Raw genomic sequence first — 20614 nt, forward strand, 5'->3', positions numbered from 1 at the left:
CAGCCGGTTACCAGGCGTTCCGGGGTATGCCCAGCACTACTTCCGGGCGGCCCGAAAGGCGCGCATCTTGGCCCGGCTACCGCAGATGCTCATCGTGCACCAGCGGCTGCGGCCGGCCGGGCTGTGGTCGTAGTACGCCCACCGGCATGGGTGCGCGGCGCACGATTTGAGCCGGGCAGCACCGCGGCGCAGGTCGCCGGGCCGGGTCTGGCCGGCGGGCTGGTCCAGCTGGTCGGTCCGGCCGGCGCGATAGCCGTCGACGCGGTCAGCTATCTGCTCAGCGCGCTCGGCGTGGCCGCCGCCCGGCGACCGGAGCCGCCGCCGGCACCATCCGAAGCCGGCGTCGGCATCCTCGCCGGCCTGCGGCAGCTCGCCGGCAACCCGGTGCTCCGCGCGCTCACCGGCCACGCCGCCACCTACAACGCGGCCGCGCAGATCCTGACCGTCAACCTCGTGGTGTACGCGGTGGCCGACCGGGGACTCACGCCGGGCGCGTTCGGGCTGGCGCTCAGCGCCGCCGGGGTCGGCGCCTTCGCCGGCACGATGCTCGCGCCGCGGCTGGCCGCCCGGCTGGGTTATGGCCGGGCCTTCGCCGCCGCGCTCGGCCTCTCCTGCGGTACGCCGCTGCTGATCGCGCTGCTTCCCGGCACCGGGAACACCCTGGCGGTCGGGCTCGCCGCCGTCCAACTGACCAGCGGGACGGGGTTGGGCGTGGCGAACGTGCTGTCGGTGACACTGCGCCAGGTGGTCGCCCCGGCCGGCGCGTTGACCCGCACCAACGCCGGGTACCGGCTGTTCATCTACGGCACGCTGCCGCTGGGCAGCGCGGCCGGCGGCGTGCTGGGCAGCGCGTTCGGCTCCCGGGCCGGGGTGGCCGTCGGCACCGCCGGTCTCGTCGTGTCCGCCCTGCCCATGCTGGCGCGCCGGGTCCGGTCCATCATCCGGCCCGAGGACGCGGCCGTCCCGGAGCCCACCGCCCCCGCTCAGTCGGAATCCGGGCTGGCCGAGGCGGGCAGCAGGTGAGCCACCTCAGGTTCGCCGTCGGCCAGCGCCCGGGCCCGCTCCTCGGCCTCCTGATCGGCCCGGGTCAACCGCCCGCCGTGCTGGCGCAGGTGCTCGTCCCAGGACGCCAGTTGGTAGACCTCCACGTAGCGGTCCGGTGACTCACCCTCGTGGAACAGCCCCCAGCGGGTCGCGCCGGTGCGTTGCCGGGAGGCGCGCACCTGCTCCATCGCGTGCACGAACTCGTCCTTGCGATCCGGGCGGACCCGGTAGACCACCGTGACCAGCACCGGCCCGACGCTCGGATCCGGCTCGTGGGCCAGCCGGACATCCGGCCAGTAGGTCACCGGATCCCGGTCGTCGGCCCGCAGGTCGGGCAGCGGCCACAACCGCACGGTCAACGCGCCGGCCACCATCAGCGCCGCGGCGGCCAGGTGGGTTACCACCAGCCCGGTGACGTCCGCGACGACGCCCCAGACCAACGCGCCGATGGCCTGTCCGCCGGCGAACACCACCTGATAGACGGCGAGCCCACGGGCGCGTACCCAGCCCGGCAGGAAGAGCTGGATCTCGGCGTTCACGTTTGACAGCACCACGACCCAGGCCAGCCCGGCCGGCACCAGCGACAGCAGGACCACCCACGTGACAGGGACCTCCGCGACGACGATCAGGGCCAGGCCGTACAGCAGTCCGGTGATCAGCAGGAACTGGTTGGGTGACAGCTTGTGCCGGACCACCGGCAGGACCAGCCCGCCAGCGATCGCGCCGACGCCCAGCGCGGCGAGCAGGACGCCGTACCCGCTGGAACCGAGTCCCAGCCGGCGGTTGGCCACCAGCGGCAGCAACGCCCACAGCGCGCTGCCCGGCACCAGGAACAGCAGCGCGCGCAGCAGCAACCGCTGCACGATCGGCGAATGCCGGACGTACCGGCCGCCGGCCCGCAGCGCGGCGGTGAACCGTTCCGGCACCTCGACCGAGCGGGCGTCGCCGGGGCGCCAGCGGAGCAGGACGAACGCGAAGATCCCGAACGCGATCGCGTTGAGCCCGAACACCAGGGCCGGACCGGTCCGGGCGATCAGTACGCCGGCCACCGCCGGTCCCACCGAGCGGGCCGCGTTGACGCTTATCGCCCCGAGCGCCGAAGCCGACTGGAGGTAGTGCCGGGGGACCAGGTCCGGGATGATCGCCGCCCACGCCGGCAGGGTCAGTGCCTGGCCCACCCCGAAGGCGAAGGTGAGGGTGAGCAGCAGCGCCGGCGGCATCCGGTCCGCCGCCGTCAGCGCGGCCAGCAGCACCGCCACGGCCGCCACGAAGCACTGCACGGCGATCAGCAGGTGCCGCCGGTCGAACGTGTCGGCGAGCGCCCCGGCCGGCAGGGCCAGCAACAGGATCGGCAGCATGCTGGCCGTCTGGACCATCGCGACCAGGGTGGACGCGTTGGGTTCGTCGATCAGCAGCCACTGCGCGCCGACGGTCTGCATCCAGGTGCCGATGTTGGCAACCAGCAACGCCAGCCAGAGGTTCCGGTACGCGGCCACCCGCAGCGGTGACCACGCCGAGGGGGGCGGCTCGCTGTCGGCCGGCCCGGCGCTCACCATCGGCCGGTCACCTTCGCCATCGGCCGGTCACCATCGGCCGCTCGCGGTCACCATCTGCCGTCGGCGCGCAGCACCTTCTGCCCCGAGACGTACAGCTCCTCGGGTTCGAGGGTGAGCAGCCGGACCACCTCGGCGGCGACCTGCGCGGGGGTGGCGAACACCGTGTCGAGGAACTCGGCGCCGGCCCGCTCCTGCAACCTGGTGTGCATCGGTCCGGGATGCAGCTCCATCACTTTGACGGCGTTGGATCCGGTCGACTCGGCAAGCGACTCCACGAGGCTGCTGCCGAAGCTCTTGGTGGCCCGGTAGAGCGGGATGCCGGGGCGGGGAATCTCGGTGGCCACCGCGCCGACGTACACGATGTTGCCCCGGCCCTGCTCCCGCAGTCGCAGCAGCGCCTCGCGCAGCAGGAAGGCCGTGCCCAGCACGTTCACCCGCACCGCCGTCCGGATCCGATCCACGGAGAGGTCCTCGAGATGGCCGCCGGCCCAGACGGCGGCGCAGTGGGCCACCGCGTCGATCACCCCGTACCGCTCGACGATCGTGTCGAACGCGCGGCGCACCTGGTCGGGGTCGGACACGTCGCACACGACGGCGTCGCAGCCCAGGTCGCCCCGGACGGCGGTGATCTCCTCCGGGATGTTGCCGAGCACCACGACCCGGGCGGTCCGGCTCAGGATCCGGGCCACCTCCAGGCCAAGTCCGCTGGTGCCGCCGTCCACCACGTACGTGCTGGTGCCCATGACCGCTCCGATCGTCGCCCCATTTGCAGGTTGTCATCCGGCCTGGCCCCGTGCGGCCGGATCGGTCAATCGGTCCGGTGGGGCGTCCCGGTCCGTGCCCGGACGTCTGTTAGGTCGCTCACCTGATCGGCTCTCCGGATGGCCCCGGGCCGACTCTGCCCCTACGGTGGGAAAGGTCTCCGTTCCGTCAGTCGATGACAGAAGTCATTCGATGCCGGAAACTCCTGACCTTGAGGACCATCGTGTTCGCTTCCTGGGGCTCGCTCGCCTACCGGTTCCGCTGGACCGTGCTCACCGTGATCGTCACCGCCGTGGTCGCCTCCGGCGTCTGGGGCCTCGGAGTCTTCGGGCAACTGACAGAGGGCGGGTACGAGGATCCCGGCAGCGAATCGTCCCGGGCCGCCACGGCCGTCGCCGATGCCCTCGGCGCTCAGGGTGGAGACGTCCTCGTGGTGCACATCCCCGACAGCGGCAGCGTGGACGATCCGGCCGTCGCCGAACGGATCACCACCGTCCTGCGTTCGCTGCCCGCCGGTCAGGTCGACACGGTCGCCTCCTACTTCGGCGGCAACGCCCCGCAACTCGCCACCCCGGACAGGACACGGGCGCTCACCGTCATCAATCTGGCCGGCGACGACGCGAACGCCAAGCTGACGGCGTACCGGGAGATCAAGGACGACCTCGACGTGGCGGGCGTGCGGACGGAGATCGGCGGCGCCGCCGCGCTGCAGGACTCCACCTCGCAACGGTCAAAAACCGACCTCACTCGGGCCGAGGCGGTCTCCATGCCGATCGTGCTCGTGCTGCTGGTCGTCATCTTCGGCTCGGTGGTCGCCGCCCTGCTGCCGGTGCTCGTCGGCGGCATGGCCGTGCTCGGTTCGCTGGGCGTGCTGCACCTCATCGCCCTGAACACCGAGGTGAACTCGTTCGCGGTGAACGTGGCCAGCCTGCTCGGGCTCGGGATGGCGATCGACTACGGGCTGTTCATGGTGGGCCGGTTCCGGGAGGAACTGGCCGCCGGTCGACCTCGGCGCGCAGCGGTCCGCAACACGGTCGCCACCGCCGGCCGTACGGTCGTCTTCTCCGCCACGCTGCTGATCATCGCGCTGGCCGGACTGCTGCTGTTCCCGCAGGGCTTCCTCAAGTCGCTCTCGTACGGCGGGATGGCCGCGGTCGCCCTCGCCGCCTTCGTCTCGCTCACCCTGCTCCCCGCCCTGCTCGGCATCCTCGGCTCGCGCATCGACAAACTGTCGGTACGCCGGCGCCGGCCGGCCAGCCAGGTCGCGGGCCCGGCGACCGGCGGCTGGGCGAGGCTGGCCCGGTTCACCATGCGCCGGCCCGTCCTGGTGGTGCTGCCGATCCTGGCCGGTCTGCTGGTGCTCGCCGCACCGATCAGCCAGGTCCAGTTCGGCGAGGTGGACGAGCGGGTGCTGCCGCGTAGCGACCCGGCGCGGCAGGCGATCGAGACCGTCAAGGACGAGTTCCCGGCGATGAGCGGCAACGGCGTGCAGGTGGTGTTGCGTGGCGCGGCCGGCGGTACGCCTGACCAGGCCACCGTGCAGCGCTTCGCGGCCGAGGTCGGCGAGGTGACCGGAGTCGAGGCGGTGACGCCGGCCGGTGCCGGCAAGGACGTCGCCGTGCTCACCGCCACCCTGACCGGCACCGACCCGCTCACCGACGAGGCGCGGGACACGGTCGCCGGCATCCGCGCCCTCGACCCGCCGGCAGATACCGAGCTACTTGTCGGTGGCACGACGGCGCGCAATGTGGACAGCCTGGACGCCACCGCCGCGCAATTGCCGTGGATGGTGCTGCTGCTGGTTGGGGCCACCTTCGTGTTGATGTTCCTGGCCTTCGGGTCGGTGCTGCTGCCGATCAAGGCGGTGTTGATGAGCGTGCTGAGCCTGTCGGCCACCTTCGGCACGCTTGTGTGGCTGTTCCAGGAGGGGCACGGCGCCGACCTGCTCGGGGTGACTCCCGCACCGCTGGAGGTCGGTATCGTCGTGCTGATGGCCGCCGTGGTGTTCGGCCTGTCCACCGACTACGAGGTCTTCCTGCTCTCCCGGATGGTGGAGGCACGAGCCCACGGCGCGGCCACGGTCGACGCGGTCACCACCGGGCTTGCCCGGACCGGACGGGTGATCACCGCGGCCGCGCTCCTGCTGATCGTGGTGACCGGCGCGTTCGCCTTCGCCACCGTGGCGATGATGCGCTTCATCGGCGTCGGCATGATCATCGCCTTGATCCTGGACGCCACGGTGGTCCGGATGCTGCTGGTCCCGGCCGTCATGCGGTTGATCGGGGACGCCGTCTGGTGGGCGCCGGGACCGTTGCGGCGACTCCAGCAGCGGGCGGGACTCCAGGAGACCGACGCGATCCACGACGACGAGGCGGCCGAGGAGCGGGCACCGGAGTTGGCGGGACGGGTCAGCTGACCGGCGCGGGTATCACGACTTGTACCGTCAGGCCGCCTTCCGGACTCGGCGCCGCAGTGATCCGGCCGCCGTGGGCGACGACGATGGAACGCGCGATCGACAGGCCCAGGCCGGCGCCAGCGCCCGGTCCGGCTCCGGTACGCGGGGCGCCGAGCCGGCGGAATGGTTCGAAGATGACCGGGATGTCCGCCTCGGTGAGCACCGCCGAGCCGGTGTTGCTGACTTGTAGTCGGGCCGTGTCCCGTTCCCCTGGGCAAACCTTGATGTCGACGTGCCCCCCGGGATGGTTGTGCCGGACCGCGTTCTGCGCCAGGTTCCGGAGCAGGATCTCCAGCAGGGTGGCGTCGCCGTTGGCCGCGGTGGGGCGCAGGTCCAACCGGAACCGGACCGCTGCCGCGTCGGCCTCCCCACCGAGTTCCTGACTGACCCGACGGGCCAGTTGGCCCAGGTCGACCGGGCGCGGCGTGATCCGCGCGTAGTCGCTCCGAGCCAGCACCAGCAGCGCGTCGGTAAGGGCTCGTTGCTGGTCGTTGATGTCGAGCAGGGTGGCACCGAGCAGCCGGGTGTCGGCGCTGGCGTCGGGGCGACCGAGCGCGACCTGGATGACGGTGCGACTGGCGGCCAGCGGGGTCCGCAGTTCGTGTGACGCGTTCGCGACGAACTGGCGCTGACCGTCGAAGGCCCGATCCAGGCGTTCGAGCATCTCGTCGAAGGTGTCGGCCAGTTCCTTCAGCTCGTCCTCCGGGCCGATGAGACGGATCCGCTCGCCGAGATTGCGTTCGGCCACCCCCCGAGCCGTCGCGATGATGACATGCAGCGGTTTCAGCACCCGACCCGCCATTATCCAACCGACCCCGACCGAGAACAGTCCCAGCGCCGCGGTGGCGGCCAGCGAGGTGAACAAGAGGTTCCGCTGCGCGGAGTCCTGTGCCTCGCGCTGTTCGGCCAGCCGGTCCAGCCAATAGTCGCGTTTGAAGTCGGGCAGGCTGTTCGCGTCGAGCATCATGGCCGAGTTGATGTCCCGCAACCCCGTGCTGAGCGTGTGCTGGACGAGCAGGTAGCCGGCACCGACCAGGAACAGTCCGAACAGAAAGAACATGGTTCCGTAGAGCGCGGTCAACCGGGTGCGGATCGAGATTCGGTGCCGACGCATCAACGCACCCGATATCCAACGCCATGCACCGTCTCCACCACCGGTGGATCACCCAGTTTTCGGCGCAGGCCGACCAAGGTCACCCGAATGACATTGGTGAACGGGTTGACGTTCTCGTCCCACGCCTTCTCCAGCAGCCGCTCGGTGGAGACCGTGGCGCCGTCCGCCCGCAACAACTCCTCGAGTACGGCGAACTCCTTGCGGGACAGCCTGATCTCGGTGTCGCCCCGGCGTACCTCCCGGCGATGCGGGTCGAGGCGAATCCCGGCCCGGTTGAGCACCGGGGCCACCGGCGGCACCGACCGGCGGGCCAGGGCGCGCACGCGGGCCACCAGTTCGGCGAAGTCGAACGGTTTCGGCAGGTAGTCGTCGGCCCCGAGGGACAGCCCGGCGACGCGATCCTGGACCGAGGAGGACGCCGTGAGCATCAGCACCCGGCTACTTCGCCCCGACCCGGTCACCTCCCGACACACGTCGTCGCCGTGCGTCCCCGGCAGATCCCGGTCGAGGACGATCACGTCGTAGTCGTTGACCGCGGCCCGTTCACTGGCCGCCGCACCGTCGTAGACGACATCGACGGCCATCGCCTCACCCCGCAGTCCTTCCGCGATGGCGTCCGCCAACAACCGGTGGTCCTCGACGACCAGAACTCGCACCGTGTCCTCCCGTGACAATTTCTCGCCCACGTGCAGCGTCGAGGCAAATATAGCCCGGAACCGGCGTGGACGCCCGCACCGGAATTCGCATCCTGCGGGCCAGGAAGCCGTTGCGTCGGCCGCGCTAACAATTTCCTTATGTTCTTGCTAACCCTTTCCTAACCCACGCTTCGATAGTTTTTCCGGGTTGGCTTAATGGCCGGCCGTGGGCGGCCGGACCAATGACCAGAGGGGGCGGTTATGCGTACGTCAAGAGCGCGGTTGGGTGTCGTCGGTGCACTCCTGTTGGTGGCCCTGGGGCTCTCGGGTTGTGGCGGAGGCGACGACGGGGGTGGGATCGCGAGCGCCGGAGCGGGCGCCGCCTCGCCGGCAGCCGACACCGGTGCCTCTCCGGCGGCGGACCCGGCGGAGCGGCAGCGCCAGTACCTCGCCTGCCTTCGCTCGCACGGTGTGCAGGTCGCCGATCCCGAGCAGGGCAAGAACGTCGAGCTCGAGGACCGGCCGCAGGACAAGGCGGCCGCCCAGAACTGCCGGCAGTACCTGCCCACCAACGCGGGTGGCGGGACGGCCGACCTCGGCCCGCTGCGGGCCTACGCCGCCTGTATGCGAGACCGGGGGCTCACCGATTTTCCGGATCCGGATCCGGAGCGGGGTCTGCAACTGCCCAAGTCCCTGCTCAACGACCCGGCTTACCAGGCGGCCGACCAGGAATGCGGCCGGGACGCCAAAGCCGGGACGGGCGGCAGATGATGGCGACGCACCGCCGCCGCTGGTCGGTGCTGGTGGGAATCGCGCTGGCGGCCCTGGTCGTGGGTGGTGTCGGGTGGGTCGCCGAGCGGGACCCCGGCGAGGCTGCCCGGCCGGGTCCGCCACCGGCCGCCACCGCGACCATCGTCCGGACCGACCTGGTGGACACCCTCGTGATCGATGGTGAGATCGGTTACGGCACGCCCAGGCCGCTGCGTAACCGGCTCGCCGGCACCGTGACGAGCGTCGCCGCCGAGGGCTCGACCGTGCGTCGCGGCGATCCGCTGTACGCGGTCGACGCGGAACCGGTGTTGCTGATGCTGGGAGCGGAGCCCGCCTACCGGACGCTGGAGCCGGGTGCCAGCGGCGGCGACGTGCGGCAGTTGGAGCGCAATCTCCGGAGTCTCGGCTACACCGCCTTCACCGCAGACGACGCCTACACCTCGGCCACCGCCGCCGCGGTGCGGCGTTGGCAACGGGACACGGGGTTGGCCGAAACCGGCGTGGTCGAACTCGGCCGGGTGGTGTTCCTGCCGGCGGACGTGCGGGTCGCGCAGGTGACCGTCGACGCGGGGCGGGCGGTCACCCCGGACACGGTGGTCCTGTCATACACCGGGACGGTGCGGGTGGTGACCGCGGATCTGGACGTCGCGGAGCGGTCGCTCGTGTCCCGCGACGAGCGGGTGACGATCACCCTGCCCGACTCGCGTACCACCCCCGGCACCGTGACCCGTGTCGGCAGCGTCGCCACCGCCGAGGAGCCCGCGCCGGGATCCGGTCGGCAGGGCGGGGCCCAGGCGCCGGAGCCAACCGTCTCCATCACCTGCTCCGTAACCAACCAGGAGGCACTGGGTGATTTGGACGGCACCCCGGTACGCGTCGCGTTACCACGGGAACGGCGCGACGACGTGCTCGCGGTGCCCGTCGCGGCGCTGGTCGCCGTCCGCGAGGGCGGCTACGGGCTACGGGTTCTCGACGGCGAGTCGAGCCGGATCGTCGTGGCCCGGACCGGGTTCTTCGCCGGAGGACTGGTGGAGGTCAGCGGCCCGGAACTGGCCGAGGGAACGGTCGTCGAGGCGGCCCCGTCATGACCCCGGCCATCGAACTCGACGGGGTGTCCCGCACCTATCCGGGTGGCGTGGCGGCGCTGCGGGACGTCTCGCTGCGAGTCCTCCCGGGCGAGCTGATGGCCATCGTCGGCCCGTCCGGCTCCGGCAAGTCGACCATGCTGCACCTGCTCGGCACCCTCGACCGGCCCACCACCGGAAGGGTACGGGTGGACGGCCGCGACACCGGCGCGCTCAGCGACCGTCAGGTTTCCGCGTTGCGCGCGCGCCGGATCGGCTTCGTGTTCCAGCGGTTCCACCTGACCACCGGGGTCCCGGCTCGGGACGTTGTCGCCGATGGCCTGCTCTACGCTGGCGTGCCGTTGCGGGACCGGCGGCGGCGAGCCGAACGTGTCCTGGTCGAGCTGGGGCTCGGACACCGGCTGCGGCACCGGTCGCACGAACTGTCCGGCGGCGAGCGCCAGCGGGTGGCGATCGCCCGGGCCATCGTCGGCACGCCGGGCATCGTGCTGGCCGACGAGCCAACTGGCAATCTCGACACCCGCTCGGGGGATGACGTGATGGAGTTGCTGACCGGATTGAAACGGTCCGGCACGGCGGTGATCGTGATCACGCACAATCCCGCCCTGGCGGCCGAGTTGCCGCGCCGGGTGGAGATCGTCGACGGCCGGATCACCGCCGATATCCCGGCGGTCGGGGGTGGCGCCCGATGACCGACGACGTCACGCCGGCCCGACTCAGCGGACGGGACCTGTTCCGGGTCGCCGCCGCGGGGCTGCGATCACGACCGCTGCGGGTGGTTCTCTCCGCGTTGGGCATCGCCGTCGGCATCGGAGCGATGGTCGCCGTGCTGGGCATCGCCGCCTCCAGCCGGGCCCAGTTGGACGCCACACTGTCCCGGCTGGGCACCAACCTGCTGACCGTCGCTCCGGGGAAGACGTTGTCCGGGGAGAACGCCAAGCTTCCCCTGACAGCGCTGGGGATGACCGCGCGGGTCGGACCGGTCCAGATGGTCTCGGCCACGAGCCGGGTGAGCGATGCCCGGGTTTACCGCACCGACCAGATCGATCCCGACCGCAGTGGCGGGATAACCGTCCTCGCCGCGCACGACGATCTACCCAGGACCGTCGGGACGTCGGTGGTGGACGGCGTGTGGTTGAACCAGGCCACCGCCAGCTATCCGACCACCGTTCTCGGCCGGGAGGCGGCCCGTTCGCTCGGCGTCGGTCGGGCCGGCCCGGATGCGCGTGTCTGGTTGGGCGGCCACTGGTTCACCGTCATCGGCATCCTCGATGCCGCGCCGCTGGCGACTGAGTTGGACAATTCGGCCCTGGTCGGTTGGCCGGTGGCGCGACGACTGCTCGGCTCCGACGGCCACGCCACCACGCTGTACGTGCGTGCCACTGACGATTCGGTCGCGGCGGTGCGGGAGGTGCTGCCGCGCACCGTCAACCCGGCCAATCCGGAGCAGGTGACGGTGAGCCGCCCGTCCGACGCGTTGCTCGCGCGGGTGGCCGCGACCGCCACCTTCACCGGTCTGCTGCTCGGAGTCGGGGCGGTCGCCCTGCTGGTGGGCGGCATCGGCGTGGCCAACACGATGGTCATCTCGGTGCTGGAACGGCGAGGTGAGATCGGGCTCCGCCGAGCGCTCGGTGCCACCCGCGGCCACATCAGTATCCAGTTCCTGGGTGAGGCGCTGTTGCTCTCCGCCCTGGGCGGGGTGGCCGGGCTGCTGGTCGGTGTCGCGGGCACCGCCGGGTACGCCGCGACCCGGGGCTGGCCGGTCGCGATACCGGGCTATGTGCCGCTCGGCGGGCTCGCAACCACGGTGGTGATCGGCACGCTCGCCGGTCTGTATCCCGCGCTACGGGCTGCCCGGCTGTCTCCAACGGAGGCACTGCTGGCCAATTGAATAGCCAGGTCGAATCATTGTAACTATGACAATATTGCCAGGAAGGCGTTTGTACTAGTAGCGTCCCTGGCATGATCGAGTTCGGTGCGTTGCTCTCCGTGAATGCCGGCCGCGCCGCGCCGATGAACGTCCAGGACGACACGGTCATCACCGGCTTCGACAAGCGCCCCATCGCGGCCGAAGGGCGCATCCAGGCCGGTGGGCTCGTCGGGGACGACCACGTCGACGACGCCGCCGACCCGGACCGGGCCGTACTGCTATACCAACGCCGGCACTACGAGGCGTGGTCCCGGGAACTGGAGCGCGAGCTGCCGCCCGGCATGTTCGGTGAACAGTTGACCATCGACGGACCCGCGGAGGACGAGATCCTGATCGGGGATCGGCTGCGCGTCGGGGACGCGGTGCTGGAGGTCACCCAGCCTCGCATCCCGTGCCGCAAGATGGCGGTGCGGCTGAACGAACCGGACATGCCGATGCGCTACCTGCGCAGCGGCCGCGTCGGCTTCTTCTGCAAGGTGCTGCGTCCGGGGACGGTTCGGGCCGGCGACCGGATCGAGTTGCTGGACCACGGTCCGGACGGGTTGACCGTGGCGGAGTTGGCGCGGATCCTGCACCGCGACGAGCCCGATCCCGGCCAGCTCACACGCGTGCTGTCCGCGACCGCGTTGCCTGGCCTGGTGCGTGCCAAACTCAGCCGGCTCGCCGACCGGTTGGTCACCAGGGCCCATTCGTGGAGCGGGGATCGGCCTCTGGTGGTCGCCGCCCGTGCCCGTCAGGGCCACGACGTCATGGTGTTGGACCTCGCAGATCCTGATGGTGAACGGCTACCCGACTTCGAGCCGGGCCAGTTCCTCACGCTCGTCCTCGACGTGCCCGGCGTGGACCGGCCCGTGGTCCGCACGTACACCCTGGCCGGACGCAGTGCCGACGGCCTCGGCTACCGCGTCGCCGTCAAGCGCGAGCCGGCGCCGCCCGGCTCGGTCGACGTACGTCCTGGCCTCGCCTCCGGCCACCTGCACGACACGATCGCGGTGGGAGCCACCGTGGTGGCGCGTGCCCCCCGGGGGCGTTTCGTCCTGCGTCCCGGCCGCCGTCCGGTCGTGCTGCTGAGCGCCGGGATCGGCATCACCCCCATGCTCGCGATGCTTGACACCCTGGCAGCGGAGGACCGCGATCCGGCCCGGCCCGCCCGGGACGGGTACTTCGTGCACGTGACCCGTTCCTCGCGGGAACTGACCTTCCGCGAGCACGTTCGGGCGGTTGTCGCCGGCCGACCCGGCCTGCACAGCCACCTGCTGTTCAGCCGCCCGCAACCGCACGACGTGCCCGGCCGGGACTTCGACACCGCCGGTCGGCTGACCCCCGCCACCCTCGACCGGATCCTGCCGACCTTCGACGCCGACTTCTACGTCTGCGGTCCGGTGGGGTTCATGGCCGATGTGATCACCGGCCTGCTGGACCGCGGTGTTTCCCGGGACCGCGTCCACTACGAGTTCTTCGGCGCGGCGACGACCCTGTTCGGTGCCGACGAGTCCACCGACAGCGGGCCGGAGGCCCGCGACGACGAGGGCAGACCCATCCTGGTGACCTTCGCCCGGTCCGGCATCACGGTTCCGTGGCGCAGCGGCAGCTTCAGCATCCTCGCGCTGGCGGAGCGGGCTGGGCTGCGACCCGAAGCCTCCTGCCGCACCGGGCTGTGCAACACCTGTGTCACCCGCCTCGACGACGGCGAGGTGGACTACGTCATCGAGCCCATGGACGTCGTCACCCCCGGCAAGGTGGCGGTCTGCTGCGCCCGCCCCCGCACCAGCGTCATGCTCGACCTGTGAGGATGGTGCCGTGAGTCGCACCGTGCCGCCCACCGATCCGGTCCTGCTCGAAGTTGCCGGGCGAGCCGTGGCCGTCGACGACGCCCGGCCGGTCTACCAGCGCATCGCCGACGGTATCGCCGCCGGCATCGATGGCGGTCGGCTCCGGCCGGGAGACCGGCTGCCCACCCACCGGGCTCTCGCCAGCGAACTCGGCGTCGCGGTTCCGACGATCAGCCGTGCCTACCGGGAGGCTCAGCAACGCGGTCTGATCAGTGGCACGGTGGGCCGTGGCACCTTCATCACCGGCATCCCCTCGCTGCGCGATCGGCCGGGGACCGATTCGCCAGCCCGCGTCGACCTGTCGGTAAACGCCCCGGCCCGCGGCGAACACGAGCACCTGCTGCGTGCCAGCCTGCGCGCTACCGCGGACGCCGCGGACCTGTCGGGGCTGCTCTCCTACGAGGCCGACATCGGCGGCCCCGCCGACCGCGCCGTCGCCGCGGACTGGCTGTCGCTCGGCGGTTGGCGGCCCGACCCGGCCAACGTGGTGATCTGCCACGGCGGCCAGCACGCCATCCTCGTCGCGCTGGGCGCGGTGGTACGACCCGGAGGCACCCTACTGACCGAGGCGCTCACCTATCCCGGGGTGAAGGTGGCCGCACAACTGCTCGGCCTGCGCGTGGTCGGCGTCGAGATGGACGAGCACGGAATCCTGCCCGCGGCGCTCGACGAGGCGGCCGCGGTGGGCGCCGATCCGGCGGGTGCCGCCGCCATGAGTGGCGCCCCGCTCGATGCCCGCCGCCCGACCGCGGTCTATCTCATGCCGACGGCGCACAACCCCACGGCCATCACGCTGTCCCCGACCCGTCGACGGGAGGTCATCGCGGTCGCCCGCCGACGCGACCTTTCGATCATCGAGGATGACGTCTTCGGGCTCCTGGCACCCGAGCACGACCGGCCCTTTCCGCTCGCGGCGCTGGCACCCGAACGGACGCTGCACCTCAGCAGCCTGTCCAAGACCGTGACGCCGGGACTCCGGTGGGGTGCGATCGTGGCGCCGGCCCAGCTGACCGACCGGCTCGGTGCGCTGGTGCGCGCCAGCATCTTCAACCCGGCGCCGGTGGCCCTTGCGCTGGCTCGGCGTTGGCTCACCGACGGCACCGCCGAACGGATGCTCGCCTGGCAGCGCGCCGAGTTGGCCGATCGGTTCGCGACGGCAGAGCGACTGCTCGCCGGCCGCCCGGCCGTGCGCTCGCTGCGTACCGGCGGGTTGCACGCGTGGCTCGACCTCGCCGAACCATGGACACCGGCCGAGGTCGTCGCCGCGGCGGCACGCCTCGGCGTCGACCTTGGCCCGACGTCGTTCTTCCACGCCGACCCGTCCGGTCCGACCGCCGCGCTCGCCCGTGGCATCCGGCTGTGCCTGGGTAACGCGGCAGAGCTGGCCAGCCTCGACGCCGCCCTCACCGCCTTGGCCGACGCCCTCGACCGTGGCCCCACCTTCGCCAGCGGCACCCGGGTGTGAACGCGATGACCGAGCATGTCATGGACCCCGCGGCGGTCCACCACGAGTGGGACGCGACCCTCGAACCGGCGCTGAGCATCCGCTCTGGTGACATCGTGCGGTTCGATCTGAAGATGGCCGGCCACCGGCAGATCCACCGGGGTGTCAGCTTCGGGCGGACCGCCCTCGACCCGGCCACTGTCTATCACCTCCAGGGCCCGGTGCACGTGGCGGGCGCGTCCCCCGGTGACTCCCTGGCCATCCAGGTTCTCGACCTGCGTCCCGGCGGTTGGGGATGGTGCGGCGTGCTGCCCGGAATGGGACTGCTTCCCGAGTTCACACACGCGCCGTTCCTGCGCTACTTCGATCTCACCGACGGTGACACCACCGAACTCGTGCCCGGGGTGCGGATCCCGATCCGCCCCTTCCTGGGTGTCATGGGCACGCTGCCACACGGCATCGTCCGCGCCTCGCCCTTCCCGCCGCACGGGGGCGGCGGGAACGTCGACACCCGCCACCTCACCGTCGGGTCCACACTCCTTCTGCCCGTGTGGCACGAGGGCGCGATGTTCTCGTGCGGTGATCCGCACGCCGCCCAGGGCGACGGCGAGGTCTGCGTGAACGCGCTGGAAACCGACATGACGGCCACTCTCCGGTTCACCCTGGTGCGGCACGGCATCAGCACTCCTCAGTTCACTGTTCCGCCGCCACCGGCTCCGACGCGGGAGGCGGTCGCGGGCTACTACGGCACCATGGGCATCGACCCGGATCTCATGGCGGGGGCGCGCATCGCCGTCCGGGGGATGATCGACCTTCTCGGCCGGGAACGCGGGCTGTCCCGGCAGGACGCCTACCTCCTGTGCAGCCTCGCGGGTGACCTCCGCATCTTCGAGATCGTCGATGCCGGTGTGTGGAACGTCGGCATGACCCTGTCGCACGCCGTCTTCACCGCCTGATCCTGGGCAGCCAGCAGCCAGCAGCCAGCAGCCAGCAGCCGGTGGTCGACGGCCGGTGGTCGGCCGGTGAACCAACTCGGTGGGGGATGGTTAGAACGCGAGAATTCCTCTAATCTCCGGCCATGAAGGCATTGACCAGGCTCGCTGTCGTCGGCGCGTTCCTGCTTCTGGGCCTGGCGTCGGCGGCCCCGGCCGCCGCACACGACGAGCGGCGGCCGGTCTATCCCGACGGCACCGGAAGCGTGCCGACGTACCGCACCGATGGCCCGCGGCTGCTGGTCTGCAAGACGGACGCGGCGGACTTCGCCACCCGGATCGCCGGCTTCCCGGCCGAACTGCGCGCCAGCAACCAGGCGCTGTACGACGAATGCCAGCGCTCCGGCTACCGTCACCTCCAGGACGCGGTGGACGCGGCCCGGCTGCCCGGCACCCGGATCCTGGTGCTGCCCGGCGTCTATCAGGAGGAACCCAGCCTCGCCCCGCCCACCGGCGCCTGCGCCGGACTGGACGCGCCCTGGTCCGGCAACCGGCTCTACCAGGTCCTGTCGTACGAACAGCAGGTGGCCTGCCCGCACGTGCAGAATCTGGTGGCGGTCATCGGCAAGCGGGACCTCCAGATCGAGGGGACCGGCGCCAACCCGCTGGACGTGGTGGTGGACGCGCAGTACCAGAAGCTCAACGCCATCCGCGCGGACCGCGCCAACGGCTTCTACCTGCGCAACCTGACCGCCCAGCGGACCACCTTCAACGCCGTCTACATCCTGGAGACCGACGGGTTCGTCATCGATCGGGCGATCGGCCGCTGGAACGACGAGTACGGCTTCCTCACCTTCGCCGACGACCACGGCCTCTACACCGGCTGCGAGGCGTACGGCAACGGTGACTCCGGGGTCTATCCGGGGGCGGCCTCGAACATCAACGCCGATCGGGGTCACCAGGTGGACCGGTACGCCATCGAGATCACGGGCTGCAAGTCGCACCACAACCTGCTCGGCTACTCGGGAACGGCCGGAGACTCGGTGTGGGCGCACGACAACGAGTTCACGAACAACACCGCGGGGGTGGCCACCGACTCGGCGTTCCCCGACCACCCCGGCATGCCGCAGAACCACGCCAAGTTCGAGCGGAACGTCATCGGCGACAACAACGAGGACTACTACCGGTACGTCCGGGATGGCACCTGCGCGAAGCCGTACGCCGAGCGGGGTTACGAGGACGGCGTGGTGTGCCCGGCGGTCGGCGTGCCGGCCGGCACGGGGGTCATCAACCCGGGTGGCAACTACAACATCTGGCGGGACAACTGGGTGTACGGTCACGCGTACGCCGGTTTCGTGACGTCCTGGGTGCCCGGCTTCGTCCGGGGGGACACCGGGTTCGCGGACCAGTTCGACACCTCCCACCACAACCGCTACCTCGGCAACCGGCTCGGCGTGTCGCCGTCCGGCGAACGGGCGCCCAACGGGATGGACTTCTGGTGGGACGGGCAGGGGCGCGGCTCGTGCTGGCAGCGGTCCGCGGCCGGAGCTGAGCCGCGGGTCCTGCCGCGCTGCGGCGCCGATGAGATGCCGGCCGGCCTTGGCGTCAACCGCGCGGTCGCCGAGCCCGGCAAGACCCTCAAGCTGTACGTCTGTGCCGACTATTCGTTGTCGGACCGCCGGCTCCCGGCGAGTTGTGACTGGTTCGGGGCGCGTGGGCTGGACCGGGTCGAGGTACGCGCCGCCACCGGCGAGGCGGTGTTGCTGGGCGTGGTGTTGTTGGTTCTGTGGACGCGGTTGGGTCGGCAGAATCCACTATGGATCGCCGCGAGCGGCGTCGCGCTCGGCGGACTGGTGGTGGGCGTGTTCGGCACCGCGTACGAGGGGACCTGGCTGACCCCGCTGGGCCTGGCCCTGCTCGGTCTCGGCTGGCTCGGTGTGGGTTTGGCGCTGCGTCGCACGGGCCGGCGCGGTCTTGGCTGGTCGACCCTGGCGCTCGGCGTGTTCGCGCTGCTCGGCGCCGTCGATCGAGGGCTGGTCATGCTGCCCGTCATCCCGGTCGGCCCGGTGTGGCCGCGGATCCTGCTGGAGCTGATCTGGGTGCCGTGGGCCGTCGTGGCGGCGGCACGGCCAGCCCCGTCGCCGGCTGCCGCCGTCGCTTCGACCCCGGCCGGCGAGCCGGCGCCTACGGGTTAGATTCCGTCCGTCCCATGGATCGACCAGCATCCACGAGACAGTTGGAACGCCACCCGGTCAGCCGGACGCGGCACGCAGCAGCCGAAGTTGGCCGATCTCGGCGGCGTTCTTCATCAGCTCCGTGTTCACCCAGGCGACCATGTGGGCCACCGTTAGCCCGGAGTCCTTCGGCCAGGGAAAGGAGGCCGGGGTGTGCAGGTCCGCGTCGCTGAGGTGATCCAGCACGGCCAGCCACTCGGTGCGGAGGTCACGTAACCACGCGACAGCGTTGGGTCCGTTTCCCGGATAGGTGACCTCGGTCCGCTCCCGCGGTGTCCGCCCCCGGGCGTGGTCGATGGTCACGGTCCACCACCACCCGATGTGCCAACTGATCCAGCCGATCGTGGGAACCGGCACGGGCTCGGGCTCGGTGTCGGCCCAGTCCGGCCGCCAGTGACCGGCACCGTCCGGATGGACCGTCCAGCAGTGGGTCACGGGCTCCCACAGGAAGTCCGCCGGTTCCAGCCGTTCCAGGTGGTATTCGAACAGCGACCAGGTCAGGTCGAACTGCCAGCACAACAACTGGCGAGGGGATGCCGTCAGGGGGCCGAGATCCATCGCTTCTCCAGCTAAGAAAGTCGTCGGGGCGGTGCGCCGGTCGCGCCGGCCGCCGCCGGTCAGGTCGGGGACGGTGCGGATGCCGGCGCGGATGCCGGTGCGGATGCCGGCGCGGATGCCGGTGCGGTGTCGAGCCGGGGTTCGACGGGGGTCAGCCCACCGAGCCGGCGTTCGATGGCCTCCGCGCCGGTCAGGCACAGGTCTTCCCGGTACATCGGCGCGATCAGCTGGACTCCGATCGGCAGTCCGTCGAAGACCCCGGCCGGCACGGCCACAGCCGGCAGGCCCACGAAGCTTGTCGCGCTGCACAACCGCATCGCCGTTGTCACCCGCTCGTGTCCGTCCGCACTTGCCGATTCGAGGCCGGGCTCGACCGGCGGCTCGGTGAAGACCGGACCGAGGACGAGGTGGTACCGGTGGAGAAGCTCGGCCCAGTCCCGCTGGAGGCTCAGCCGCAAGGCCGTCAGCCGCACGTACCCGGGGAGATCGACTGGCTGGGTCCGCGCCATCGACATCTCGATGTAGGCGCGGCTGGCGGCGGGCACAATGGCACGGATACGCGGCCAGACGAGTGCGAACTCCGTCATGATCATGTGCCCGTACGCGGCGACCGTCTCCGCGAGACGGGGGACGTCCGCGATCTCCTGAACGTCGTGTCCGGCCCCCCGGAGGGCGTCTGCGGCCGTGCTGACCGCCACCCGCACCTCGGGGTGCACTCCTTGACCGCCGGGGTCGGTGACGACCGCGATCCTCAGCGGCGTCTCGGTCGGGGGGCCGTACGCCGGTGCCGGGACGGCGCGTGGGTCCCGACGATCGGTTCCGGCCAGGGCCTCGAACGCCAGCCGCAGGTCACCGATCGTCCGGGCGATCGGACCGTCGACCGGGATGAGCTGCGAAGCCAGAGTCGGGTCATCGGGGCCGATGCGATGGTCGGCGGGAAAGCGTCCGTAGCTGGGCTTGAGGCCGGCGGCGCCGCAGAAGGCGGCCGGAATACGGACCGACCCGCCCGAGTCGTTGCCCAATCCCAGCGGCGCCATGCCGGACGCCACGGCGGCGCCGTCGCCGCCGCTGCTGCCGCCCGGGGTGCGGCCGAGGTGCCACGGATTCCTGGTGTCGCCGAACAGCTCGCTTCGCGGGTGCATCCCGCCCAGCGTCAGGTCGGGCATGTTGCTGTGTCCGATGGGGATCGCACCCGCCGCTCGCAACCGCGCCACCGGAGGTGCGTCCACTGTCGACCGCATGTCCCGGAAGTGGGCTAGGCCGCTTGTCGTCGGCACTCCGCCGATGCCGATGTTCTCCTTCACCGTGAACGGCACGCCGGCGAGCGGTCCCAGCCGCCGGCCGGTCCGGCGCTGCCGGTCGATCTCTGCGGCGTCGCGACGCGCGCTCTCGAACAGCGGCTGCGTCACCGCGTTGATTACCGGATTCACCTCGGCGATCCGCGCGATATGGCTCTCGACGACCTCGGCAGCGCGGACTTCGCCGGCGGCGACACCGGCGGCAATTCTCTCGGCGGTCCAGCTCCACAACTCGGTGTTCATGCATCCCCGTTCGGTCGTGATTCGATACAAGCGTATCGCATCGTACACTCGTGCCGGGTCGGGTGGACGTGACGGCGGACGGAGAGGCATGCCCAGAAAGGTGGACTACCGCGGACGGCGGCACCAGATGATCGACGCGGTGTGCGCGTTGGCCGATGAGCAGGGCGTGGAGGGTGTCACCATGCGTGACGTCGCCGAACGTGCCGGCGTTTCCCTGGGCGCCGTCCAGCGCTGCTTCCGTGACAAGGACGAGATGCTCACCCTGACCATGGCCCGCGTGAGCGAGAACTTCAGCGCCAGACTGCGGGTGCTTACCACTCAGCCGGCACCCGCTGCCCTGGCGCGCGTGGCGGTCGACCTAGCCCTGCTCGACGTGGACAAGCGACCCGAGGCGCGGGTCTGGCTCGCGTTCGTCGCCCGCGCCGCGGTAACGCCGAACATGTCCAGGATCCTCCAGGAGGGTCACCGGTCGATGGTGGACGTGCTCACCCGCCTGATCCGGGAGATAGTCGGCGCCACAGGCGCCACAGTCGACGTCGAGCGCGAGGCACGTAGCATCTTCGCGCTCGCCGACGGACTCACCGTTCAGGTTCTCCTCGGCCAGATCGAACGCGACGAAGCCCGCCAGATCCTCACCACGTACGTGGAGAGGCTGTATCGACACGAACGTTCGCCCGGTTCCTGAGGCGCGCCACCTGCCGATCAGAAACACACGAGATAG

18 protein-coding genes are annotated in these 20614 nt (G+C 71.1%); 11 read left to right on the forward strand and 7 right to left on the reverse strand.

From position 1 onward, the window contains the following. Positions 1–36: 36 nt before the first annotated feature. The gene (locus ACFQUZ_RS08795; RefSeq protein WP_377440085.1) at positions 37–228 is read right to left on the reverse strand and encodes a CGNR zinc finger domain-containing protein; all 192 of its coding nucleotides are present in this window, start codon (positions 226–228) and stop codon (positions 37–39) included. Between ACFQUZ_RS08795 and ACFQUZ_RS08800 the strand changes: the two genes are divergently transcribed. After that, entirely contained in the window at positions 151–1023 is an 873-nt protein-coding gene (locus ACFQUZ_RS08800) for an MFS transporter (RefSeq protein ID WP_377439887.1), read from the forward strand. The genes ACFQUZ_RS08795 and ACFQUZ_RS08800 overlap by 78 nt on opposite strands. Here the strand turns inward: ACFQUZ_RS08800 and ACFQUZ_RS08805 are convergent. Both ACFQUZ_RS08805 and ACFQUZ_RS08810 read right to left on the reverse strand, forming a co-directional pair. Then, complete coding sequence (locus ACFQUZ_RS08805) at positions 984–2600, reverse strand: MFS transporter (protein ID WP_377439889.1); 1617 nt, start codon at positions 2598–2600, stop codon at positions 984–986. The two genes, ACFQUZ_RS08800 and ACFQUZ_RS08805, sit on opposite strands and share 40 nt — an antisense overlap. Positions 2601–2647: 47 nt before the next feature. Next, positions 2648–3343 (reverse strand): SDR family NAD(P)-dependent oxidoreductase, encoded by a 696-nt coding sequence (locus ACFQUZ_RS08810; RefSeq protein ID WP_377439891.1) that lies wholly within the window; start codon positions 3341–3343, stop codon positions 2648–2650. 230 nt (positions 3344–3573) lie between these two features. On the opposite strand from ACFQUZ_RS08810, the gene ACFQUZ_RS08815 reads away from it, so the two are divergent. Next, positions 3574–5778, forward strand: a complete 2205-nt coding sequence (locus ACFQUZ_RS08815; protein ID WP_377439893.1) for an MMPL family transporter — start codon at positions 3574–3576, stop codon at positions 5776–5778. On the opposite strand, the gene ACFQUZ_RS08820 is transcribed toward ACFQUZ_RS08815, so the two are convergent. Then, positions 5771–6931, reverse strand: a complete 1161-nt coding sequence (locus tag ACFQUZ_RS08820; protein WP_377439895.1) for a sensor histidine kinase — start codon at positions 6929–6931, stop codon at positions 5771–5773. The genes ACFQUZ_RS08815 and ACFQUZ_RS08820 overlap by 8 nt on opposite strands. Continuing rightward, positions 6931–7587 carry a response regulator transcription factor gene (locus ACFQUZ_RS08825; RefSeq protein WP_377439897.1) on the reverse strand — a complete coding sequence of 219 codons (657 nt, stop codon included), beginning with the start codon at positions 7585–7587 and terminating at the stop codon, positions 6931–6933. The genes ACFQUZ_RS08820 and ACFQUZ_RS08825 overlap by 1 nt, the downstream gene beginning before the upstream one ends. Before the next feature lie 240 nt (positions 7588–7827). On the opposite strand from ACFQUZ_RS08825, the gene ACFQUZ_RS08830 reads away from it, so the two are divergent. The 8 genes from ACFQUZ_RS08830 (at position 7828) to ACFQUZ_RS08865 (ending at position 17755) form a co-directional block, all read left to right on the forward strand. After that, positions 7828–8337, forward strand: coding sequence for a hypothetical protein (locus ACFQUZ_RS08830; protein ID WP_377439899.1), 510 nt, complete (start codon positions 7828–7830; stop codon positions 8335–8337). Beyond that, positions 8334–9425, forward strand: coding sequence for a peptidoglycan-binding protein (locus ACFQUZ_RS08835; RefSeq protein ID WP_377439902.1), 1092 nt, complete (start codon positions 8334–8336; stop codon positions 9423–9425). The genes ACFQUZ_RS08830 and ACFQUZ_RS08835 overlap by 4 nt, the downstream gene beginning before the upstream one ends. Then, positions 9422–10114, forward strand: coding sequence for an ABC transporter ATP-binding protein (locus ACFQUZ_RS08840; protein WP_377439904.1), 693 nt, complete (start codon positions 9422–9424; stop codon positions 10112–10114). The genes ACFQUZ_RS08835 and ACFQUZ_RS08840 overlap by 4 nt, the downstream gene beginning before the upstream one ends. Next, entirely contained in the window at positions 10111–11313 is a 1203-nt protein-coding gene (locus tag ACFQUZ_RS08845; protein ID WP_377439906.1) for an ABC transporter permease, read from the forward strand. The genes ACFQUZ_RS08840 and ACFQUZ_RS08845 overlap by 4 nt, the downstream gene beginning before the upstream one ends. A 71-nt stretch (positions 11314–11384) precedes the next feature. After that, a complete protein-coding gene (locus tag ACFQUZ_RS08850) occupies positions 11385–13142 on the forward strand; it encodes an MOSC domain-containing protein (RefSeq protein ID WP_377439909.1) in 1758 nt (585 codons plus the stop codon). A gap of 10 nt (positions 13143–13152) precedes the next feature. After that, positions 13153–14649 carry a PLP-dependent aminotransferase family protein gene (locus ACFQUZ_RS08855; protein WP_377439912.1) on the forward strand — a complete coding sequence of 499 codons (1497 nt, stop codon included), beginning with the start codon at positions 13153–13155 and terminating at the stop codon, positions 14647–14649. A gap of 5 nt (positions 14650–14654) precedes the next feature. Further along, on the forward strand, positions 14655–15584 hold the full coding sequence (locus tag ACFQUZ_RS08860) for an acetamidase/formamidase family protein (RefSeq protein WP_377439915.1): 930 nt from the start codon (positions 14655–14657) through the stop codon (positions 15582–15584). 122 nt (positions 15585–15706) lie between these two features. Further along, on the forward strand, positions 15707–17755 hold the full coding sequence (locus ACFQUZ_RS08865; RefSeq protein WP_377439917.1) for a hypothetical protein: 2049 nt from the start codon (positions 15707–15709) through the stop codon (positions 17753–17755). 57 nt (positions 17756–17812) lie between these two features. Here ACFQUZ_RS08865 and ACFQUZ_RS08870 read toward each other — a convergent pair whose 3' ends face one another. Together ACFQUZ_RS08870 and ACFQUZ_RS08875 are read right to left on the reverse strand one after the other, a co-directional pair. Further along, positions 17813–18352 carry a DinB family protein gene (locus ACFQUZ_RS08870; protein ID WP_377439919.1) on the reverse strand — a complete coding sequence of 180 codons (540 nt, stop codon included), beginning with the start codon at positions 18350–18352 and terminating at the stop codon, positions 17813–17815. A gap of 59 nt (positions 18353–18411) precedes the next feature. After that, complete coding sequence (locus ACFQUZ_RS08875; RefSeq protein ID WP_377439921.1) at positions 18412–19893, reverse strand: amidase; 1482 nt, start codon at positions 19891–19893, stop codon at positions 18412–18414. Between the two features lie 88 nt (positions 19894–19981). Here ACFQUZ_RS08875 and ACFQUZ_RS08880 point away from each other — a divergent pair, with 88 nt between their 5' ends. Next, complete coding sequence (locus ACFQUZ_RS08880; protein WP_377439924.1) at positions 19982–20578, forward strand: TetR/AcrR family transcriptional regulator; 597 nt, start codon at positions 19982–19984, stop codon at positions 20576–20578. The last annotated feature ends 36 nt before the right edge of the window (positions 20579–20614 follow it).

The sequence above is a fragment of the Plantactinospora sp. GCM10030261 genome (genome assembly GCF_042666615.1).
Lineage (GTDB): Bacteria > Actinomycetota > Actinomycetes > Mycobacteriales > Micromonosporaceae > KBS50.

Bases quoted from the DNA above. Each gene is read 5' to 3' on its own strand.
- ACFQUZ_RS08810 (WP_377439891.1), bottom strand. From the start codon at position 3,343: ATGGGCACCAGCACGTACGTGGTGGACGGCGGCACCAGCGGACTTGGC.
- ACFQUZ_RS08880 (WP_377439924.1), top strand. From the start codon at position 19,982: ATGCCCAGAAAGGTGGACTACCGCGGACGGCGGCACCAGATGATCGAC.
- ACFQUZ_RS08850 (WP_377439909.1), top strand. From the start codon at position 11,385: ATGATCGAGTTCGGTGCGTTGCTCTCCGTGAATGCCGGCCGCGCCGCG.
- ACFQUZ_RS08840 (WP_377439904.1), top strand. From the start codon at position 9,422: ATGACCCCGGCCATCGAACTCGACGGGGTGTCCCGCACCTATCCGGGT.
- ACFQUZ_RS08870 (WP_377439919.1), bottom strand. From the start codon at position 18,352: ATGGATCTCGGCCCCCTGACGGCATCCCCTCGCCAGTTGTTGTGCTGG.
- ACFQUZ_RS08830 (WP_377439899.1), top strand. From the start codon at position 7,828: ATGCGTACGTCAAGAGCGCGGTTGGGTGTCGTCGGTGCACTCCTGTTG.
- ACFQUZ_RS08835 (WP_377439902.1), top strand. From the start codon at position 8,334: ATGATGGCGACGCACCGCCGCCGCTGGTCGGTGCTGGTGGGAATCGCG.
- ACFQUZ_RS08805 (WP_377439889.1), bottom strand. From the start codon at position 2,600: ATGGTGAGCGCCGGGCCGGCCGACAGCGAGCCGCCCCCCTCGGCGTGG.
- ACFQUZ_RS08860 (WP_377439915.1), top strand. From the start codon at position 14,655: ATGACCGAGCATGTCATGGACCCCGCGGCGGTCCACCACGAGTGGGAC.
- ACFQUZ_RS08865 (WP_377439917.1), top strand. From the start codon at position 15,707: ATGAAGGCATTGACCAGGCTCGCTGTCGTCGGCGCGTTCCTGCTTCTG.
- ACFQUZ_RS08845 (WP_377439906.1), top strand. From the start codon at position 10,111: ATGACCGACGACGTCACGCCGGCCCGACTCAGCGGACGGGACCTGTTC.
- ACFQUZ_RS08875 (WP_377439921.1), bottom strand. From the start codon at position 19,893: ATGAACACCGAGTTGTGGAGCTGGACCGCCGAGAGAATTGCCGCCGGT.
- ACFQUZ_RS08820 (WP_377439895.1), bottom strand. From the start codon at position 6,931: ATGCGTCGGCACCGAATCTCGATCCGCACCCGGTTGACCGCGCTCTAC.